The 17,169-nt window shown below is 57.0% G+C and carries 13 protein-coding genes and 1 tRNA gene; 2 read left to right on the plus strand and 12 right to left on the minus strand.

What is annotated here, in order from left to right; all coding sequences use genetic code 11:
* Positions 1 to 119: 119 nt before the first annotated feature.
* A complete protein-coding gene (locus Q0903_RS01125) occupies positions 120 to 1,892 on the plus strand; it encodes an SLC13 family permease (RefSeq protein ID WP_299412085.1) in 1,773 nt (590 codons plus the stop codon).
* A gap of 98 nt (positions 1,893 to 1,990) precedes the next feature.
* Here Q0903_RS01125 and Q0903_RS01130 read toward each other — a convergent pair whose 3' ends face one another.
* From Q0903_RS01130 to Q0903_RS01160, 7 genes are all read right to left on the minus strand, one after another.
* Complete coding sequence (locus Q0903_RS01130; RefSeq protein ID WP_299024254.1) at positions 1,991 to 3,757, minus strand: SLC13 family permease; 1,767 nt, start codon at positions 3,755 to 3,757, stop codon at positions 1,991 to 1,993.
* A gap of 26 nt (positions 3,758 to 3,783) precedes the next feature.
* Positions 3,784 to 4,737, minus strand: a complete 954-nt coding sequence (locus Q0903_RS01135) for a DMT family transporter (RefSeq protein WP_299412088.1) — start codon at positions 4,735 to 4,737, stop codon at positions 3,784 to 3,786.
* A 15-nt stretch (positions 4,738 to 4,752) separates the two neighbouring features.
* Positions 4,753 to 5,565 carry a TIGR00282 family metallophosphoesterase gene (locus tag Q0903_RS01140; RefSeq protein ID WP_299024258.1) on the minus strand — a complete coding sequence of 271 codons (813 nt, stop codon included), beginning with the start codon at positions 5,563 to 5,565 and terminating at the stop codon, positions 4,753 to 4,755.
* A gap of 194 nt (positions 5,566 to 5,759) precedes the next feature.
* Positions 5,760 to 6,374, minus strand: coding sequence for a DUF1629 domain-containing protein (locus Q0903_RS01145; protein ID WP_299024260.1), 615 nt, complete (start codon positions 6,372 to 6,374; stop codon positions 5,760 to 5,762).
* A 636-nt stretch (positions 6,375 to 7,010) separates the two neighbouring features.
* Positions 7,011 to 7,475 carry a DsrE family protein gene (locus Q0903_RS01150; protein ID WP_299024262.1) on the minus strand — a complete coding sequence of 155 codons (465 nt, stop codon included), beginning with the start codon at positions 7,473 to 7,475 and terminating at the stop codon, positions 7,011 to 7,013.
* Between the two features lie 118 nt (positions 7,476 to 7,593).
* On the minus strand, positions 7,594 to 8,817 hold the full coding sequence (locus tag Q0903_RS01155) for a PhnD/SsuA/transferrin family substrate-binding protein (protein ID WP_299412092.1): 1,224 nt from the start codon (positions 8,815 to 8,817) through the stop codon (positions 7,594 to 7,596).
* Positions 8,818 to 9,145: 328 nt separating this feature from the next.
* On the minus strand, positions 9,146 to 10,240 hold the full coding sequence (locus Q0903_RS01160; RefSeq protein ID WP_299412094.1) for a Hint domain-containing protein: 1,095 nt from the start codon (positions 10,238 to 10,240) through the stop codon (positions 9,146 to 9,148).
* 541 nt (positions 10,241 to 10,781) lie between these two features.
* Between Q0903_RS01160 and Q0903_RS01165 the strand changes: the two genes are divergently transcribed.
* Positions 10,782 to 11,618, plus strand: a complete 837-nt coding sequence (locus Q0903_RS01165) for an alkaline phosphatase family protein (protein ID WP_299024269.1) — start codon at positions 10,782 to 10,784, stop codon at positions 11,616 to 11,618.
* Here the strand turns inward: Q0903_RS01165 and Q0903_RS01170 are convergent.
* The 5 genes from Q0903_RS01170 to Q0903_RS01190 form a co-directional block, all read right to left on the minus strand.
* A complete protein-coding gene (locus tag Q0903_RS01170; protein ID WP_299412097.1) occupies positions 11,615 to 12,568 on the minus strand; it encodes an alpha/beta hydrolase in 954 nt (317 codons plus the stop codon). The genes Q0903_RS01165 and Q0903_RS01170 overlap by 4 nt on opposite strands.
* A complete protein-coding gene (locus Q0903_RS01175) occupies positions 12,553 to 14,430 on the minus strand; it encodes an acyl-CoA synthetase (protein ID WP_299412099.1) in 1,878 nt (625 codons plus the stop codon). The genes Q0903_RS01170 and Q0903_RS01175 overlap by 16 nt, the downstream gene beginning before the upstream one ends.
* Positions 14,431 to 14,648: 218 nt before the next feature.
* Positions 14,649 to 15,080, minus strand: coding sequence for a peptidoglycan-binding protein LysM (gene lysM / locus Q0903_RS01180; RefSeq protein ID WP_299024274.1), 432 nt, complete (start codon positions 15,078 to 15,080; stop codon positions 14,649 to 14,651).
* A 72-nt stretch (positions 15,081 to 15,152) separates the two neighbouring features.
* A complete protein-coding gene (locus Q0903_RS01185) occupies positions 15,153 to 16,970 on the minus strand; it encodes an ABC transporter transmembrane domain-containing protein (protein ID WP_299412102.1) in 1,818 nt (605 codons plus the stop codon).
* Positions 16,971 to 17,068: 98 nt separating this feature from the next.
* A tRNA-Gly gene (locus Q0903_RS01190) sits at positions 17,069 to 17,142 on the minus strand.
* Positions 17,143 to 17,169 lie beyond the last annotated feature (27 nt).

Genomic DNA, 17,169 nt, shown 5'->3' on the forward strand with positions numbered 1-17,169 from the left:
ACAGCGACTTGTGTAAAGCACCACGCTACTCAAATCGCGCAGTCCAATCGGACGCGGCCCCCACACCAATCCCTAATATCCCCTTGTCCTATGCACCGACCTGCAACATGGTGCAGGACATGAACCAAGATCAAATCATCCTCTTCTGCCTCTTTGGCGGTGTCTTCGGCCTCTTGCTCTGGGGGCGGTTCCGCTATGATATCGTTGCGTTTTCCGCGCTTATGGCAGGGGTTGTGCTCGGTGTGGTCGACAGCAAAGACGCCTTTAGTGGTTTTGGCCATCCCGCAACATTGGTCGTGGCACTGGTGCTGGTAGTCTCGGCAGGTTTGGTCCGCTCGGGCGCGGTGCTACTGATCACCCGAACGCTTGTCGATTCCTCTCGCTCGCTTGGTGCGCACATAACATTGATGGGGGCCGTCGGCGGCGTCCTGTCTGCGTTTATGAACAATGTCGCTGCTCTTGCCCTACTGATGCCCGTCGATATCCAGACCGCACGCAAGGCAGGGCGCGCACCTGGCCTCTCGTTGATGCCACTCTCATTTGCCACGATCCTCGGCGGCATGGTCACGCTCATTGGCACACCGCCCAACATCATCATCGCCGCGATCCGCGAGGAGTCCCTCGGCGCGCCCTTCAAGATGTTTGACTTCGCCCCTGTCGGCGGGATCGCGGCAATCGCTGGTCTGGCGTTTGTAGCGCTTGTCGGCTGGCGACTGATCCCCGCCCGCGATGACGGCGGCATCAGCGCCGAAGACCTCGCCGCCTATATTGCCGAATTGGTCGTGCCCGAAGGCAACAAACACATCGGCAAGCGCCTGTCCGAGCTGGAAGAGACCGCCGAAAAGTCGGACGTCACCATCATCGGACTGATGCGCGACGGCAAACGCCGCTATGGCCGCGCCCAAAACGCCGAACTGCGCGCAGGCGACGCCCTCGTGCTGGAGGCCACGCCCGACGCGCTGGATGAATTCCGCTCGACCCTTGATCTGGCCATCGCTGACAGTGCCCGTGAGGAACGCTTGCGCGCAGACGGCGAAGGCGTCGAGATCATCGAAGTCGTTGTCACTGCCGAAAGCCGCCTTGCAGGGCGTAGCGCGCAGGCCGTAGGGCTGGCATGGCGTCAACGTACTGTGTTGCTGGGAATTTCGCGGCGTGGCCGCAAAATCACAGCGCAACTGCGCAAAACAACGCTGGAGACAGGCGATATCCTGCTGCTGCTGGTCCCGCGCGACACGGGCAATGATGTGGTAGAGTGGTTGGGTGTGCTGCCACTGGCCGACCGCGGTCTGGCCGTTACCGAAAACAGCAAGGTCTGGCTCGCCATCGGTCTGTTCGCAGGGGCTGTCGTTGCTGCTTCATTTGGTTTGATTTATCTGCCTGTGGCCCTCGGCATCGTGGTCGTGGCCTATGTTCTGACCAAGATCGTACCTCTGTCCGAATTGTACACTCATATCGAGTGGCCCGTGGTCGTGCTGCTCGGTTCCATGATCCCGTTGGGGGCTGCATTGGAAAAATCGGGCGGCACCGAACTTATCGCAGGCTCGCTTGTCACCCTCACAAATGGTATGCCAGCTTGGGCGGTCCTCACGGTGCTTATGGTGGTCACCATGACCTTGTCAGACGTACTCAATAACACCGCCACAACAATCGTTGCGGCCCCCGTTGGCATCCAGATGGCCCAGAGCCTCGGGGTCAACCCCGATCCTTTCCTAATGGCGGTTGCCATTGCTGCATCCTCGGCTTTCCTCACCCCCATCGGGCACAAGAACAACACGCTCATCCTCGGCCCCGGCGGCTACAGCTTTGGCGACTACTGGCGCATCGGCCTCCCACTCGAAATCATTGTGGTCGCCGTCTCCATCCCCGCCATCCTTGTGTTCTGGCCCCTCTAGAAAGCGGCAAGGTTGCCCCTATTTTTCTTGGCCATAAATCCTCCGGAGGTCCGGAGGCAGAGCCTCCGAAAATTCCCGACCTCGCAACAAGACTACGCTTAGAAAAAGAACGGGATCGTCGCACTGGCGATCAGCGACATCGACAGGTTCAGCGGTATCCCTACGCGCATGAAGTCGGTGAACTTATACCCCCCCGGCCCGTATACCAACGTATTGGTCTGATACCCGATGGGCGTGGCAAAGGCGCAGGATGCCGCAATCATCACCGCAACCACCAGCGCGCGCGCATCCATACCCAGCGCCGCTGCCAGCGAAATCGCAATCGGGGTCATGATCACTGCTACCGCGTTATTGGATACAATCTCGGTAAAAATGGTGGTCAGCAGGAACACACAGAAAATCACACCCACAGGCGGCAGCGTCCCCAGAGTGGGCGAGATCGCATCGACGATCAGCTGCACAGCGCCCGTATGCTGCAACGCAGCCCCCACGCAAAGCATCGAAAAAATCAGCGCCAGCAAACGACCGTCAATGTAGGAAAACGCCTCATCCGCGTCGATGCAGCCTGTCACCAGCACCACAGCAACCGCTATCACTGCCAGCATCAGGATCGGTGCCACGTTCAGTGCGGCAAGCACCACAATTGCCGCCAGCGCCCCAATGGCAATCGGCGCGCGCCCGCGTCTGTACGCGCGCTGCGACGGCGTGCTGACATCCACCATATCCATATCCGCCGACAGCCGCTGAATGTCTTCAGGCGCACCTTCCAGCAGCAAGGTGTCGCCAACCCGCACAACCAAATCGTCCAACTGCCGCCCGATGTTCTGGTTCCGGCGGTGTACCGCCAGCGGATAGACGCCATAGCGCCGCCGCAGGCGCAGCGCCCCAAGGCTGCGGCCAATCATTTTGCACCCCGGTGTAATCAACACCTCGACTGTGTTCGTCTCCACCGCCGAAACCTGATCCACGCGCTTTAACTCTGGCGTGGCCTGAAGGCTCAGCAATTCGGCCATCTGCGTGCGCAACACCACACGGTCGCCGGTTTGCAGCACCACATCCGCCATATTCCGCCGCAATGACGCATCCCCGCGCACAACGTCAATCAGGCGTACCCCTTCGCGCTTGAACAGCTTTACGTCCAGCACCTCACGCCCGATCAGGTTGCTTTCGGGCGGGATCACTGCCTCCGAGAAAAATTTCATCTTCGAGCGGTCGCTCAGCATGCCCGCCATACTGTCACGCGCGGGCAGCAGCCGCCGACCGATGGTCGCCATATAGAGCAACCCCCACGCACAAACGACCAAGCCGACGGGCAAGATTTCAAAAATGCCAAACGGCTCCAACCCCTGCGCACGCGCCACCCCGTCTACCAACAGGTTCGTCGAGGTGCCGATCAATGTCAGTGACCCGCCCATGATCGCCGCATAACTTAGAGGGATCAGCAGCTTGGAAGCCTTTGTTCCCAGCGTCTTGCTCAACTGGACCACCACAGGGATCATCACCACAACAACAGGCGTGTTGTTCATAATTGCCGATGCCCCCATCACCGACAAGATCACCCCGACCACCGCCAGCTTGGGGTTGGTGCGCGCGTAACGCTCCGCCATTTGGGTCAGCACTTCTAATGCGCCCGTACGCACCAGCGCCCCCATGACAATAAACATAGCCGCAATCGTCCAAGGCGCCGAGTTGGACAGCACCAGCCGCGCATCCTCATAGGGCAACAGCCCCATCGCCAGCAGGGAAGCGGCCCCTGCAAGGGCCACAACCTCGGTCGGGAATGTCTCCCGCAAAAACAGGATGAACATCACCGCCACGACGGTGAGCGCAAGAATAGCCTGAGAAAATTGTGTGAGTTCAAACATATCGTGGGGCCAGCCTCAGTGATCGGTTAAGTGTCGCGCATCGCAACGGTCTCGGCAAGAGCGGCGTTGGGTCGTGGCTGAACCAGATACATGCCCACAAACATCGCCGCCAGCGCCAGCCAGATCACATGGCTGAACGCCTCGCCCAGCACCAGCCATGCCCAGAACAAGCCAAACCCCGTGACCATATAGCTGACCTGCACCGCAAACACTGCGCCAGCACGGCCCACCAGCCAGACATAGCTCGCATAGACAAACACATGAATGACCGACCCGGCGATCAAGGCCGACTGCGCCACGGGCAACGGCCATTGCGGCACGATGGCATGGCCGCTGACCAGCATCAGAGGCAGCACAATAACCAGCCCAATAAGAGAAGCGCCCAACATCAACTGGAACGGGTCCAACCCCGCAACACCCCAACGCGCCACGTAATTGCCCTCAAATGCATAAAACAGTGCGACCACCAGATAGGCGGCAGCCCAGCCCATCGGCACAGCCGCCCCAAGATCAACAGCAGGTACAATTATTATCAGTACCCCCACCAGTCCGAAACACAGCCCCAAAAGCCTGCGCCATGCAAACCTGTCATTGCCCAGCGCCAAAGCGATCACAAAGGCGAACATCGGAATGATGCTGAGCAGCAGCGACATGATACCAGCGGGCAGATGCACCGCAGCTTGATACGAGATGCTGTTGGGCAATACCGCGCCGATCAAGGCAATCACCAGATACGCCCGCAGGGCTGCCGCGTGATAGGGAAGTCCCGTGCGCCGCCATGCGCAGACACAAGCCATCAGGACTGCCCCCAATACCTGCTGCCACATCAGCAACCCGAAATAGCCGTACCCCGTGCTGACCGCAATCTTGGTTAGCGGTTGGGTCGCCCCCCACCCCGCGCCCATCAGCACAAGAAAGCCGCTGAACAGCAGGACCTCGCGACGGCTCAGCGTGCTGGTGTCCACCACCTTAGCCCGCATGGCAAACCCCCGTTGTCACGGACCGCTCTGCTGAAGCTGCCCACCCTGACGCACAGGCACGACCCGCGTGGCGCGCCCCGTCTTGTCATCGGTCTCGATATAAACACCCGATAGTGTGGCCTCGCCCCCCGCAGGGGTGAACCGCTCTTTCGGCATACCGGTGATAAAGCGGCGCAAAGGCTCGCCCTTTTCCATGCCGATTACCGAATGATAATCACCGCACATGCCAGCGTCTGTCAGATACGCGGTACCCGAAGGCAGGATCATCGCATCGGATGTGGGGACATGGGTATGCGTGCCCACCACAAGTGACGCGCGCCCGTCACACCAATGCCCCATCGCCATCTTCTCTGATGTCGCCTCGCAATGCATGTCCACGATGATCGCATTGGCCAACCCGCCAAGCGGATGGGTTTTGAACACCGCATCAAGCGCCGAAAACGGATCGTCAAACGGACGCTTCATAAACACCTGACCCAGCGCCTGAGTGACCAACACCTGCTTGCCCGTGCGCGTCTTGAACAGCCGCGCGCCCTTGCCCGGTGCGTTTTTAGAGAAATTCAGCGGGCGGATAATGCGCGGCTCCTGCTCGATAAAGGCCAACATGTCCTTTTGATCAAACGCATGATCACCCAAGGTCAGGCAATCGGCCCCCGCCTCCAGCAGATCCTTCGCATGCGCGGCCGACAGCCCCATTCCAGAGGTCGCGTTTTCACCGTTCACCACGATGAAATCGAGTTTCCATTCAGTCCGCAAGCGCGAGAGATTTTCAGCAATGGCGCGGCGCCCGGCGCGGCCCATCACATCACCAAGAAAGAGTATTTTCATGGATGCATCGCTACGCGGGTGCTTAGCCGCGTGCAAGAGGATAGGTGCAAAGCAGCACAAGACGTCGCAACATGTACCTAGGTCGCGGAAGTCTGCTTCGAGCCCAGACGGACCAATACTGCATGGGGCGCGAATGGCTGCTTTGGATGTTTTCTAGGTCATCTCTTAAGTTGCAGTGGGCTACGCTAAGGTAGCTAAGGCGTCTCCTCAAAGTGTGCTGAGTCTTTTACGCCGGTCAGACCGTTCGCAAAAAGAGCATCGTGAAACGCGTCCGTCATGAATATCCCAAGTTCACGCTTTTCCGACCAGATATGTGCAGAGCCAATCTGAGATTTGCTGAACACTATCTTGTCGTCTGGGTCGTAATTGGGTGTATACAATCTGTCATTTGGCCCGATTGGCGGGACACAGGCGGCATGATCCAAAGCGTCAATCCGGTTCGTCACGACGAAATAATAGACTATTCCAGCGTCCTTTTTGCCTGACTTGACTGCCATTTCAAAGAATTGGTGAACACCGGGTTCGAATTGCTCAACCAGGGCCTTGAAAGCTGCGCTCACATAAGACGCGCCTTTCGCGGCAGGCATATAATCATCCAACGGATCGCTGCGTTTATGGTCCCGCTTTAGCCGCGTGGGCAGGTGGTCAGGCTTGATCGCCCGCCCTACCTTGAACTGCGTATTACTGATTTTTTTACCACCGTCCGGCGTCATGTCGGCAATCGTCACCTTGTTGAAATCTCCGTCAGTCTCAATAAGGTGATCCGTGATGCCTGACGACGGTGGTCCGTGAATAAGTTGGTAGACCATAAATAAAGCTCCACATATGTTCTCAGATTAATACTCGGAAACAAGATCCTGTAGCAAACTGATTTCTGGGCTTGTGATTTCCAAATCCGCGCCTGCTTGCCCCAGTCGGTGAGTTTCAAGCGTCGCACCAGCTTAGACCCAAAAAGCAGACCTGCAATAACTTGAAACAAACGGCAGCTCCGTCCGGCACAGCTGAACTCTGGGTAGTCAAATCGCTGCAAAAACGATGAATGACTGCTTTGGTGACGCCGCACCGCAGCTTTCAAACCCAGCGTGAAGGTCCGGTTTGGGCCGTCAGTAACGCCTGTCGTAAGCTCATGTCGTGGAGATGCTGCACTGCCTCCAAGGTCGGCAGTGAGCCCAAAGTGTTGAATCCTGCGAGAATGATAAACGTCTGCTTACGGCTCCTAAGATTACTAACGCTGTCATCGCTACTGAGCCCGCTCGCAATGCGTGTACCTCCTGCTCTGAATTGCGAGACAAATCATCTGTAGGACTATTCAAGTCCTTCAGCTAAGAATTCGTCGAGCGACGGCCACACGAAACCGTCAAACTCATTGCAGAGCGTTCGCTGCACCGGCAAGATCAGACCGCCTGCCGGTGCGGATTTGAAGACTGACGTATGGATCGTGTGCGTCAGGGTTTGATGTAGGTGTAACCCTGCATTTGCAGGTGTGAAAGTTCCGCCACACCGCTGGGTACAATGTCCTCCTCAAAAACGTCGAAAAGGTCGTTTTCATAAGAGATCTTACGACCCTTCAATGTGTTGTTGCAGACGTGAAAGTCCGCGTTCTGCCCTTTAAGTTCCAGAACCTGGCCTTGGAGCAGTTCGTTTGTTTTTGCTTGCGATAAAAGTCCCAGACCATTTCCGTGCAGCACAATTTTGATGTCCATGTTGTCGGCACCAACAGCATTGATGTGGTTTTGAATGTTGCGCATCGCGCCACGGTATTTTTTGTCGTCTTGACCGCCATCATAGTTAATATGATATACGACTTTTTGCTTTCCATAGCGTTCTTCGGCCTGCGCATCCGTCGCTTGCGCAAACAATGCGGTCACAACAAGTGCAGTCGTCAGGCACAAGGATAATAGATATTTCATTTGTCTCTCCCTAATGACCGTTCCTTTTTGAACGGATATAAGAAGTCTGACATTGAAAGTGATCCCGCACACCTCAGCAGAACCCTAAGAATTCAATAAAACAGTGCTAGGGTTTACCCTAGGTTGCCAACGCAACAAGCTGGCTTGAAGTGCGCGCACCAAACTTGCGCAACAAATTTGCGCGGTGAAATTCGACGGTCTTTGGGCTTATCCCAAGATCAATTGCAATTTCTTTTGTCGAATATCCTTTGGCAATAAATGCCAGTATTTCATGCTCACGCTGGGTCAGATTGGCAGCTTCATCCGCCATGACGTCGCCCACTTCGTCCAGCTCTTTCGCTGCATGATTGGCGCGCCACCACCAAAGCAAAGCACCTGCTGATAACAGAACCAGCAACCCAACCGACACCGCTTTCGCAAACAAGGTGGACTGTAGCAAACTGGTGTGCTGCAAGCGCGCGTGGAAGGCTTCTGTCAAGTCCTGCACACCGTGATACGGAAGGGGTGCAGACCATAAGTCATTCATTCCGTACTCGGCGGCAAGCGGGCTATTTCCGCTCTGTAGCAGTCCTACGGCGAATTGAGTTTTGAGGTTCGGGTCAGTCGCGGCCAAAGCCGCAAATGGCCACTCTGGATAGAGATTTGTGCTGACCGTGTCCGGATGATCATAGATCACATTGGTATTCAAAAATCTTATTTCATCTTTATCAACACGTCCTTCGTGCAACATGTCTTCCATCAAACCGCTTCGGACGATGCCGACGTCCGTTTCCTTTGCCAAAACCTGAGCAACAACCTGATCCATTGGAAAACCAACAAATGTCAGGCTGGAGGTGTCGGAAAACAGATCAATCCCGGTGCGATCAAACTCGTACCAAGCGATCTGAAACCCCCCAAAAGCATTTGCGTCGATTGCTGTTACAGACCTACCCGCAACATCACTCAATGACTGGATGCCGCTATCTTTACGGGTAATTATAGCACTGCCGAATTCAGTGGAGTGCCGCTCGTCAGATTTTTCCTGTGATCGCGACGCAAGCACACTCATACGGTGTTCTCGGTTGAGCGTCACAAAGTGACCAGGGTTTGTCACGACAAAATCCAGCTGGCCTGACTTGATCTGCTCCGTCGCTGAAGAAAGCGTCATAGGAACAATCTGAAAGGACCATCCGGGAATTACGGCCATCAAATATTCACTGAGAGGCATCCATTTCTGCTTTAGTTCGGCTGAACCACGATATGCCAAAACACCTATCGTCGCCTCGTTTGTAAGTGTCTCTGCCCTGCTGATACCCGATGTTAGGAAGCAAGCGCATAAACCAAAGGTCAAAGTTATTCGCATTCTATCCTCCCCTTCAACACTACTTCGGGACGAGCGGTTTGCGCAAGAAATTACGCGCAACTGTATGGTCTGCTCGCAAGAGCGCATTAACACAAGCCAGCAAGTTCACCGCATTGACTGGCAAAACCGGACATTGGTACGCTTGCGGCGATCGCTCACTCTGTCCGCATTGCTGCCATCCAACATGGTTTCGTTCCGCTGCAGCGCCACAGGTCTGGTCTGACCTCATTTTTCCGAATGCCGTGTGTCGCATGAACATCTGGTCACAGGAAATGATGATTATATAAGGCTCGCTGATCGGGTGTGCATCCTTCCGAAATCTGGTCCCTCAAATCAGCAGTGCGCCAACGTCTGGCCTCACCTGCTGGCGCACAGTCTGACCATAGCCGGAGATGTCACCTCCAAGCTGCGGGAACATATTGAAAATCTGCGAGCGGCATGCTGGAGACAGCATCTTCATGCACTCGGATCCCAGATACAGGCTCTCTGCCCACAGCCCGTTTGCTTGCACCAGATTATGCTGATCAAGCAGAATGTGAAAATAGCTGACAGACGCAACAGTGCTGCGGTACGCATAATCCGCATTCAGAAGACTTTTCGCTGTCGTGAGAACTTCTGCATCCCCGAAGAAAAGTGACGCCTTCCAATGGGTGTTCAAAATGGCATGGTTCGGTGACACCTTGGTATCACAGCTGGGAACGCCTTGGCCAAAAGCATGTGCCTTGATTGTAATCGGTTGATTGCTGTGGCCTGACAGATCGAGACCCATCAGGTCTTTGCGGCCAATCCAGCGGATCTTTTGCGCACCAGCGTCCTTCGTGACCACTTCATCACCAATGCGCAGATCTTCAACTGCACGGTTACCGCCCGTAGTTAAAATCTGGGTGCCTTCGGTAAAACAGATATAACTGCTTCCCGGCTGTGGCGTCGTCTGAAGGGTGTAGTCGCCATTCGCTTGCCGCTCTAGCGAACTGACGCCCGAAACCTGACCGGTCGTGTCCAACAGTTCCGCAACTTGCCCCGCAAATGGATCACCAGAGGCGGTGGAAACGGTATAACTCGCACCGCTCCAGTTATAGAGGCCATAGGTCTCTCCGGTAACAGCATTATAGAGCCCGACCGCATCTTGCATGTGTAAACGGATGTTTGTGCCGTTTTCGGATTGGCCGATAGTATAATGCAGAACTCCGTCGTCGTCATTGCCATCACTGTCAACGTCTTCGGTATACAGATTTCCCACTGACGTGATGTTGTAAACATCCGCTGCAGCGGGTGATGCGCTGGTGGAGCCGTTGTGCGAAAGATCGTAGATGACCAGACGCAGGTTTGCCGGATCGGGATAGTCGTCAGGCACACGGACTTCGAGGAAGTCCAACGGTCCTCCGCCGAGGTACTTGATTTCTGATATGACAGGATCTGGCATTCACCGTACTCGTTTCTCTACGTTTTGAGATAAATGCTGGTGATTGGTGTCGTTATTGCGGCGACGGTAAGAAACTGTTGGGATTACATTAAGGATATGAGCGGGAATGGAGGGCTCGGGCTGACTGCAGTTTGTTCTACAAAGTGACTGCTGTAGGGCTTTTTTCACTATGCCGTGTGCTGCAAAAAATCAGTCATTTGTCCAATCGCGGCAGAAGCCCGCGTTGCCCCGCAATGGCGTCATCACCCGCAAAAACAACCCGCCCTGACACACCCCTGAACACGCCGCTGTCGGGCGCGGGTATGTCATGAAATACGACGCAACGCGCGCTGTGTAAATCGGGCCAAACGCCTGACAGGGTGCACTGGGGGGTGTACGCAGGGTGTACGGCAAATGTACCCACCGCACCCCCCTCAAACTCCATCAAACTTGGGTGTTAACGCGCCTGTTCCGAACCGCACGGAAATTTTAGCTTAGCTGTTGCGCGCACGGTGCTGTTGCGCTTCTATCGGAGGAGAAACGCAACACCACGGGGCGGCCCATGAAATCCAAACTCCTGCTCATCATTCTCGACGGTGTACCCTACCGCAACTGGCGACGTCTGTTCGGCAATCTCGAAGGCTGGGTCGACAGCGGCGATGCCCGTGTGTGGAAGATCCGCTCGGTGCTGCCCTCCATCTCGGCCTCTTGCTATGCGTCCATCCATACAGGCCTCGCCCCCGCTGTGCATGGATGTACCGGCAACGGCAACGTCTTTCACCTTGGCCAGCCCGATGTGTTTGGTCAGGTGCGCAAGGCAGGCGGTGTGACAGGCGCTGTTGCCCACAGCTTCTGGTCCGAGTTCTTTAACCGCCATCCCTTTGATTACGTTCGCGATATTGAATACGATGAGCCTGACAGCGACAGCATCAACCATGGCCGTTTCCACACCATGACAGGCTATGGCCAGTCCAACCAGATGACCCCATCTGACGTCGATCTCTTTGCCACGCTGACCAACCTGTGCCTGCGCTTTGGCCTTGATTACGGGATGCTGCACACCTGCACTCTCGACAGTATGGGCCATCGCTTTTTCCACGACTGCCAAGAGATGGACCATGCCTGTCATGTAATGGATGAAATGCTCGCACCCTTCATCTCGAAATGGCGCGCAGCGGGATATGAGGTGATCGTCACTGCCGATCACGGACAAGACGCGCGCGGGCACCACGGGGGGCGTGACCCGCTGCAACAAGAGGCCGCGCTCTACTACTTCGGTGATGCACAGGGGCCGGAGGCGGACGCAGTCATCGATCAGCTACAACTCGCTCCGACGATCCTGACACGCCTCGGCGCGCCCATCCCTAACACTATGAAAGCAGACAGCTTTCTGACCTAGTCTAAGGGCATTTCATCATAGGGCCACGTCCCCTGCCCCAAGGCATCGACAGCCTCGACAACCCTGTCAAACAGCTTCGCCGCACGCTGCGACATGTGCCGTGCGCGCAGACAGCCATGCACCAGCCCTGCCTCGTTGAACCACACTGCCTGCCCGCCAGCAGCCGCTATCGCGTTGCGGTATGCCTCCCCGTCACTGGCCAGCGGATCACACTGTGCTGTGACGCAAACCGTTGGGGGCAGCGCAGCAAAATCCGCGTCATGCAGCGGCGCATAGCGCGCATCGCCAACAGGCACCTCAGCCCCACCTGTGCGGACCTTTTGATAGAACAGCATATCGCGGGTCGTAAGCTCGGGCGCGTTGGCATGTTCGACATAGCTGCCCTCCGTCGGATCGCCCCCAAGGCCAGGATAGATCAAGACCTGCCCCGCGACGCGGTCCCGCGCATGATGCGTAACGGCAGCAGCCAGATTGCCGCCGGCACTGTCCCCCGCCATGATGATCGGGCCTTTATATACCTCGGCAATGCCTTCGAACACGGCCAACGCATCATTGTAGCAGGCGGGAAAGGGATGCTCTGGTGCCAGCGCGTAATCGACTGAAACTACACGAAAACCTGTGCGGTCGCATATCTCGGCACAGACATCATCGTGGCTGTGCAAGCCCCCGACGACAAAGCCGCCACCGTGGTAATAGACCACCGTGACATCGCTCGGGCCAGTCTCGTATCTGCGGCAAGACACACCGCCCCATTCCTCGTCCCATGTTTGTACGCCTTCGGGGCGGCCTGCATGAAACGCCGCACACATTGCGTCATAGACTTCGCGCTGCTGTGCTATCGTCAGATCAACCGCGTTGGGGGGATAGAACGTAGCCCCCCGCGCGATGTAGGCGCGCACCTCATCATCGAGGAGCGCGCCATAGTCAGGTTGGCTCACGCCTGATCCCATTGGGTGATGAAACTGCCCAGCACCTCGCCAACGGCGTCAGGCTCGGCCCCGTTCATCGCCATCATCGCCACCAGACCACGCTTTTTATCGTCGATCACATGATCCACGCGCGCAGGCACACCAGCAGCTTCAAGTGCGTGATCAAACACGCGCGTAATGGCACTGCGGCGCAGGTCGGGCTTGAAGATTTTGCCAACGCCCGTCTTGGGCAATTCATCCATGATTTCAAGGTACTTGGGCTGCGCTGCACGCTCCTGAACATGCGTTTTGCAGAACGCCATCAGCTCTTCTGTCGTGACCGATGCACCGTCCACCAGCTCAACGAATGCGCAGGGCACCTCGCCCGCATGGGCGTCAGGCTGGCCAATGGCACCGGCAAAGGCAACGGCCTCATGGCCCAGCAGCGCCTCTTCAATCTCGGCAGGGTCAATGTTGTGGCCGCCACGGATGATCAAATCCTTGGCGCGGCCTGTGATCCAGATATAGCCGTCCTCGTCCTTGCGGCCCAGATCACCTGTGCGCAGGTAGATATCATCGTAATAGAGGTCTTTGTTCTTGTCCGCCTCGGTGTAGGTATTTCCGGGGAACACACCAGGGTTGGAGACGCAAATCTCGCCCACTTCGTCCACTGCAGCATCCACATGACCGTCTGGCGTGCCTTTGATGATACGCACGCGGCAATAGGGGAATTCCACGCCGACAGAGCCTACTTTTTTGACACCGTCCGCGGGGTTGCCTGACACCATAACCGTCGCCTCTGTCAGGCCGTAGCCCTCAAGAATTTCAACGCCTGTCGCCTTTTCAAAGCGGCGAAACAGCTCCATCGGCAGCGGGGCAGAGCCGCTGAACGTGCTCTTGACCGAGCTGATATCAGCATCCACAGGCCGCTGCATCATCGCGGAAATAGCAGTAGGCACGCCAATGATAAAACTGATCTGCCAACGCTCTACCAGCTTCCAGATGTTGTCGAACACGCCCTCCCCGCGGAAACCCTGCGGCGTGGGAAAAACGGTGTGCGCCCCTGCCGACAGCGCACCCATCAGGATCACGTGACAAGCAAAAACGTGGAAAAGAGGCAGCGGACACAGGATGTTATCCTCTTCGGTTAGCAAAATCTGCTTACCGATCCAGCCGTTGTAAATCATGCCCGAATATTTGTGTTGGGCAACCTTTGGCATCCCCGTGGTCCCGCCCGTGTGGAAATAGCACGCGATGCGGTCTTCCTGCGGATCCTCGAATTGCAGCGTTGTGGGCTGCTTAGCCATTTCTTCGTTCAGGTTTTTGTAGGTGGCTTGGTTCTGGGCGGTCCGCTTGGGGCGGATCAGCGGCACGATCACCTTTTTAAGGCCTGTCAGGTAACGGTGCAGGTCTACTTCCAGCACTGTTTTCACATTCGGTGCCAGCGCCACCGCCTCGGCTGTTTTGTCGGCCACATCGGTTTTCGGGAAGGGACGCAGGGTCACGACGACAGTCGCATTTGTCTCACGCAGGATGGCGCCGATCTGTTCCGCCTCCAGCAGCGGATTGATCGGGTTCACGATGCCTGCAATGGCACCGCCGAACAGGGTGTAGACCGTCTCGTTCGTGTTGGGCAGCACATAGGCCACCACGTCCTTTGGTCCCACCCCAAGGCTGCGGAACAGATTGGCCGCCTGCACGGATTTGTCGTGCAGCTGTTGCCAGTTCAGTGTCTCTGCATGGTCCTTGGGGCCCGAGAACAACTGATAGCTCAGCGCATTGCGTTTTGGAAATTTTGAGGTTGTGTCAGCCAGCAGACTGTAGAGTGTCTTGTGTACATCGCGGTCTTCCCACGTGCACTCCGCCTCGATGGCGTCGCGGTCGATGATTCCTGCGAATCCCATGTGTCTTCCTCCCCTGTGCTGCCGCTTGGTGCGGCATGCGTAATTTTGATACGATACGATGCCGCCCCTGATCCAAAAATTCAAGCAAAGCATCGCTACAGACGCAGCGTTAAATGCGTAAGTGCCCGAACGTCAGTCGGGTAACAACGATATGGGGAGGCGCCATTGCTGGCAAAAGAGGCTGCACCCCGATTTATGGGGCAGGGTGCAGCAGGGTCTTAGGCTGCGGGAATGCGCAGCACCTGACCGGGATAGATCTTGTCCGGATGGGTCAACATCGGCTTGTTGGCCTCGAAAATCTTTTCATAATGGGCGCCGTTGCCCAGTGTTTTTTCCGAGATCGCCCAAAGGGTGTCACCCTTTTCAACGGTGTGGAACGTAGGCTCGCCTTCGCCGCCCGTTACATCATCCTCTACCGCAGCAACACCTTCGACGTTGCCCACAGCCAGAATGACTTTTTCGCGCATCTCCTGAGAGGCCGCATTCCCCGTCACTTTGACTTTGTCGCCCTCGACAGTGATGTCCAGACCTTCGGCGTCCAGACCCAGTTCTTTCAGCTCGTCTTGCAGCGCCGCGCCCGAAACTTCGGCCTCATCATCGCCGCCGAACACTTTTTTGCCCGCACCTTTTACAAAACTCCACAGACCCATTTGAATACTCCCTTATGGATTGGTTTATGGGTCCGAGTGTTTCACCCAGCGCCCCATAGACGCAAGAGGGAATTACTCGGCTGCGATGCCATCTGTAAATTGCAGACGGGCAAGGCGCGCATAAAGCCCGCCCTTGTCCACCAATGCGTCATGCGTGCCCGTGTCAACGATGCGGCCATCCTCCAGCACCACGATACGGTCCGCCTTTTTCACAGTGGCCAGACGATGCGCCACGATCAAGGTTGTGCGCCCAGCACTCAGCTCCTCTACCGCCGCTTGCACGGCGCGCTCGCTTTCGGCGTCCAGCGCGCTGGTTGCCTCATCCAGCAGCAGCACGGGGGCTGCACGCAGGATCGCGCGGGCGATGGCGATACGCTGCTTCTGACCACCGGACAGCATCACGCCACGCTCGCCCAGATAGCTGTCATATCCATCTGGCAGGGCCGTGATAAAGTCATGGGCAGCGGCGGCGCGTGCGGCGCTGTCAATCTCGACATCGGTCGCATCGGGGCGACCGAAACGGATGTTCTCGCGGGCGGAGGCCGCAAAGATAACAGGGTCTTGCGGCACCAATGCGATCTGGCGGCGGAAATCATCGCGCGCAAGGTCGCGCAGATCCACACCGTCAAAGGTGATGCGCCCCTGCTGCGGATCGTAAAAGCGCAGGATCATCTGGATGATGGTCGTCTTGCCAGCGCCGGACGGCCCCACAAAAGCAACCGTCTCACCCGGTTTTATTTCCAGACTTACACCATCCAAAGCGGCAACTTGTGGCCGTGCAGGATAGCTGAAGGAAACATCTTCAAACCGGATGTGACCCTGCACAGGTGCGGACAGGCTGCGTGCAGCGGCAGGATCGTTCACAGGGTCCTCGGTCTCCAACAGGTCCACCAGACGCTCGGTAGCACCTGCGGCGCGTTGTAATTCCGACCAGATCTCGGACAGGGCTGCGACCGCACCTGCCACCATAACCGCATAGATAACAAACTGCACCAATGCCCCCACGGTCATCAACTCATCGCGCACATCGCGCGCACCGATCCACAACACGCCGACAACGCCTGAAAAGGCCAAAAAGATCACAATCGCGGTCAGATAGGCCCGCGTGCGGATGCGCCTGCGCGCCGCATCAAACGAGCTTTCGGTCATCTGGGCGAACTGCGCACGGCTTGCCGCCTCGTGGGTAAAGGCCTGCACGGTCTGCACCGCGCTCAGGCTTTCGGAGGCATTTCCCGAAGAGGCCGCAATCCAGTCTTGATTTTCGCGGCTCAGCACCCGCAGGCGGCGGCCCAACAGCAAAATAGGCACCACTACAGCCGGTACAATCAACAGCACCAACCCCGCCAGTTTTGCCGAAGTCAGCAGCATCAGGATCAGCCCGCCAATGAACGTCAGCATATTGCGCAGCGCGATCGATATGGACGAGCCGATCACACTAAGAATAAGGGTCGTGTCGGTTGTAATGCGGCTCAGCACTTCGCCCGTCATGATACGCTCATAGAAGACGGGGCTCATCGCGATCACGCGGTCGAAGGTCTCTTTGCGGATATCCGCAACCACACGCTCTCCCAAACGGGTGACAAGCGCGTAGCGCAGCGCAGAGCCAGCGGCCAGCAGGCCCGCAATGGCGAGGGCCGCGACAAAATACTGGTCCAGCAGCGCGGTCTCACCCGTGTCAAAGTTATCCACCACACGGCGGACGGCCAGCGGCAGCGCGAGCGAGATCATTGCAGTGGCCACCAAAGCCGCAAGCGCCGCGAGCATCAGCAGACGGTAAGGGCGCAAAAACGGCAACAAGGCCCGCAGTGCCCCTATCTTGCGCGAGCGGGCGCGCTCTTCCGTAGCCGAGGGCGGAACCGGTGCGTTTTTCTGCGTGGAGCTATCCGCCATGCGCTGTCCTTTAACAAATCGTGCAGCGCTTATTGGCGCGCCAGTTAGCTGTGGTCAAGCGTTGCGCTGTCGCAGGGATATATATGGGAGCAAAATGATGGAGCGGGCGGCGGGAATCGAACCCGCATCATCAGCTTGGAAGGCTGAGGTCTTACCATTACACAACGCCCGCAAGACCGACCTTGGTGTTATGGGAGCG

Origin of the sequence: uncultured Sulfitobacter sp. (assembly GCF_947502895.1) — a bacterium.
In the GTDB taxonomy this organism is placed as follows: Bacteria; Pseudomonadota; Alphaproteobacteria; order Rhodobacterales; family Rhodobacteraceae; genus Sulfitobacter.

What these genes read in the sequence shown, in the direction of transcription:
- lysM (WP_299024274.1), bottom strand. Translation starts at nt 15,080, where the DNA reads ATGGGTCTGTGGAGTTTTGTAAAAGGTGCGGGCAAAAAAGTGTTCGGC.
- Q0903_RS01140 (WP_299024258.1), bottom strand. Translation starts at nt 5,565, where the DNA reads ATGAAAATACTCTTTCTTGGTGATGTGATGGGCCGCGCCGGGCGCCGC.
- Q0903_RS01175 (WP_299412099.1), bottom strand. Translation starts at nt 14,430, where the DNA reads ATGGGATTCGCAGGAATCATCGACCGCGACGCCATCGAGGCGGAGTGC.
- Q0903_RS01145 (WP_299024260.1), bottom strand. Translation starts at nt 6,374, where the DNA reads ATGGTCTACCAACTTATTCACGGACCACCGTCGTCAGGCATCACGGAT.
- Q0903_RS01150 (WP_299024262.1), bottom strand. Translation starts at nt 7,475, where the DNA reads ATGAAATATCTATTATCCTTGTGCCTGACGACTGCACTTGTTGTGACC.
- Q0903_RS01130 (WP_299024254.1), bottom strand. Translation starts at nt 3,757, where the DNA reads ATGTTTGAACTCACACAATTTTCTCAGGCTATTCTTGCGCTCACCGTC.
- Q0903_RS01170 (WP_299412097.1), bottom strand. Translation starts at nt 12,568, where the DNA reads ATGGGATCAGGCGTGAGCCAACCTGACTATGGCGCGCTCCTCGATGAT.
- Q0903_RS01160 (WP_299412094.1), bottom strand. Translation starts at nt 10,240, where the DNA reads ATGCCAGATCCTGTCATATCAGAAATCAAGTACCTCGGCGGAGGACCG.
- Q0903_RS01125 (WP_299412085.1), top strand. Translation starts at nt 120, where the DNA reads ATGAACCAAGATCAAATCATCCTCTTCTGCCTCTTTGGCGGTGTCTTC.
- Q0903_RS01135 (WP_299412088.1), bottom strand. Translation starts at nt 4,737, where the DNA reads ATGCGGGCTAAGGTGGTGGACACCAGCACGCTGAGCCGTCGCGAGGTC.
- Q0903_RS01165 (WP_299024269.1), top strand. Translation starts at nt 10,782, where the DNA reads ATGAAATCCAAACTCCTGCTCATCATTCTCGACGGTGTACCCTACCGC.
- Q0903_RS01155 (WP_299412092.1), bottom strand. Translation starts at nt 8,817, where the DNA reads ATGCGAATAACTTTGACCTTTGGTTTATGCGCTTGCTTCCTAACATCG.
- Q0903_RS01185 (WP_299412102.1), bottom strand. Translation starts at nt 16,970, where the DNA reads ATGGCGGATAGCTCCACGCAGAAAAACGCACCGGTTCCGCCCTCGGCT.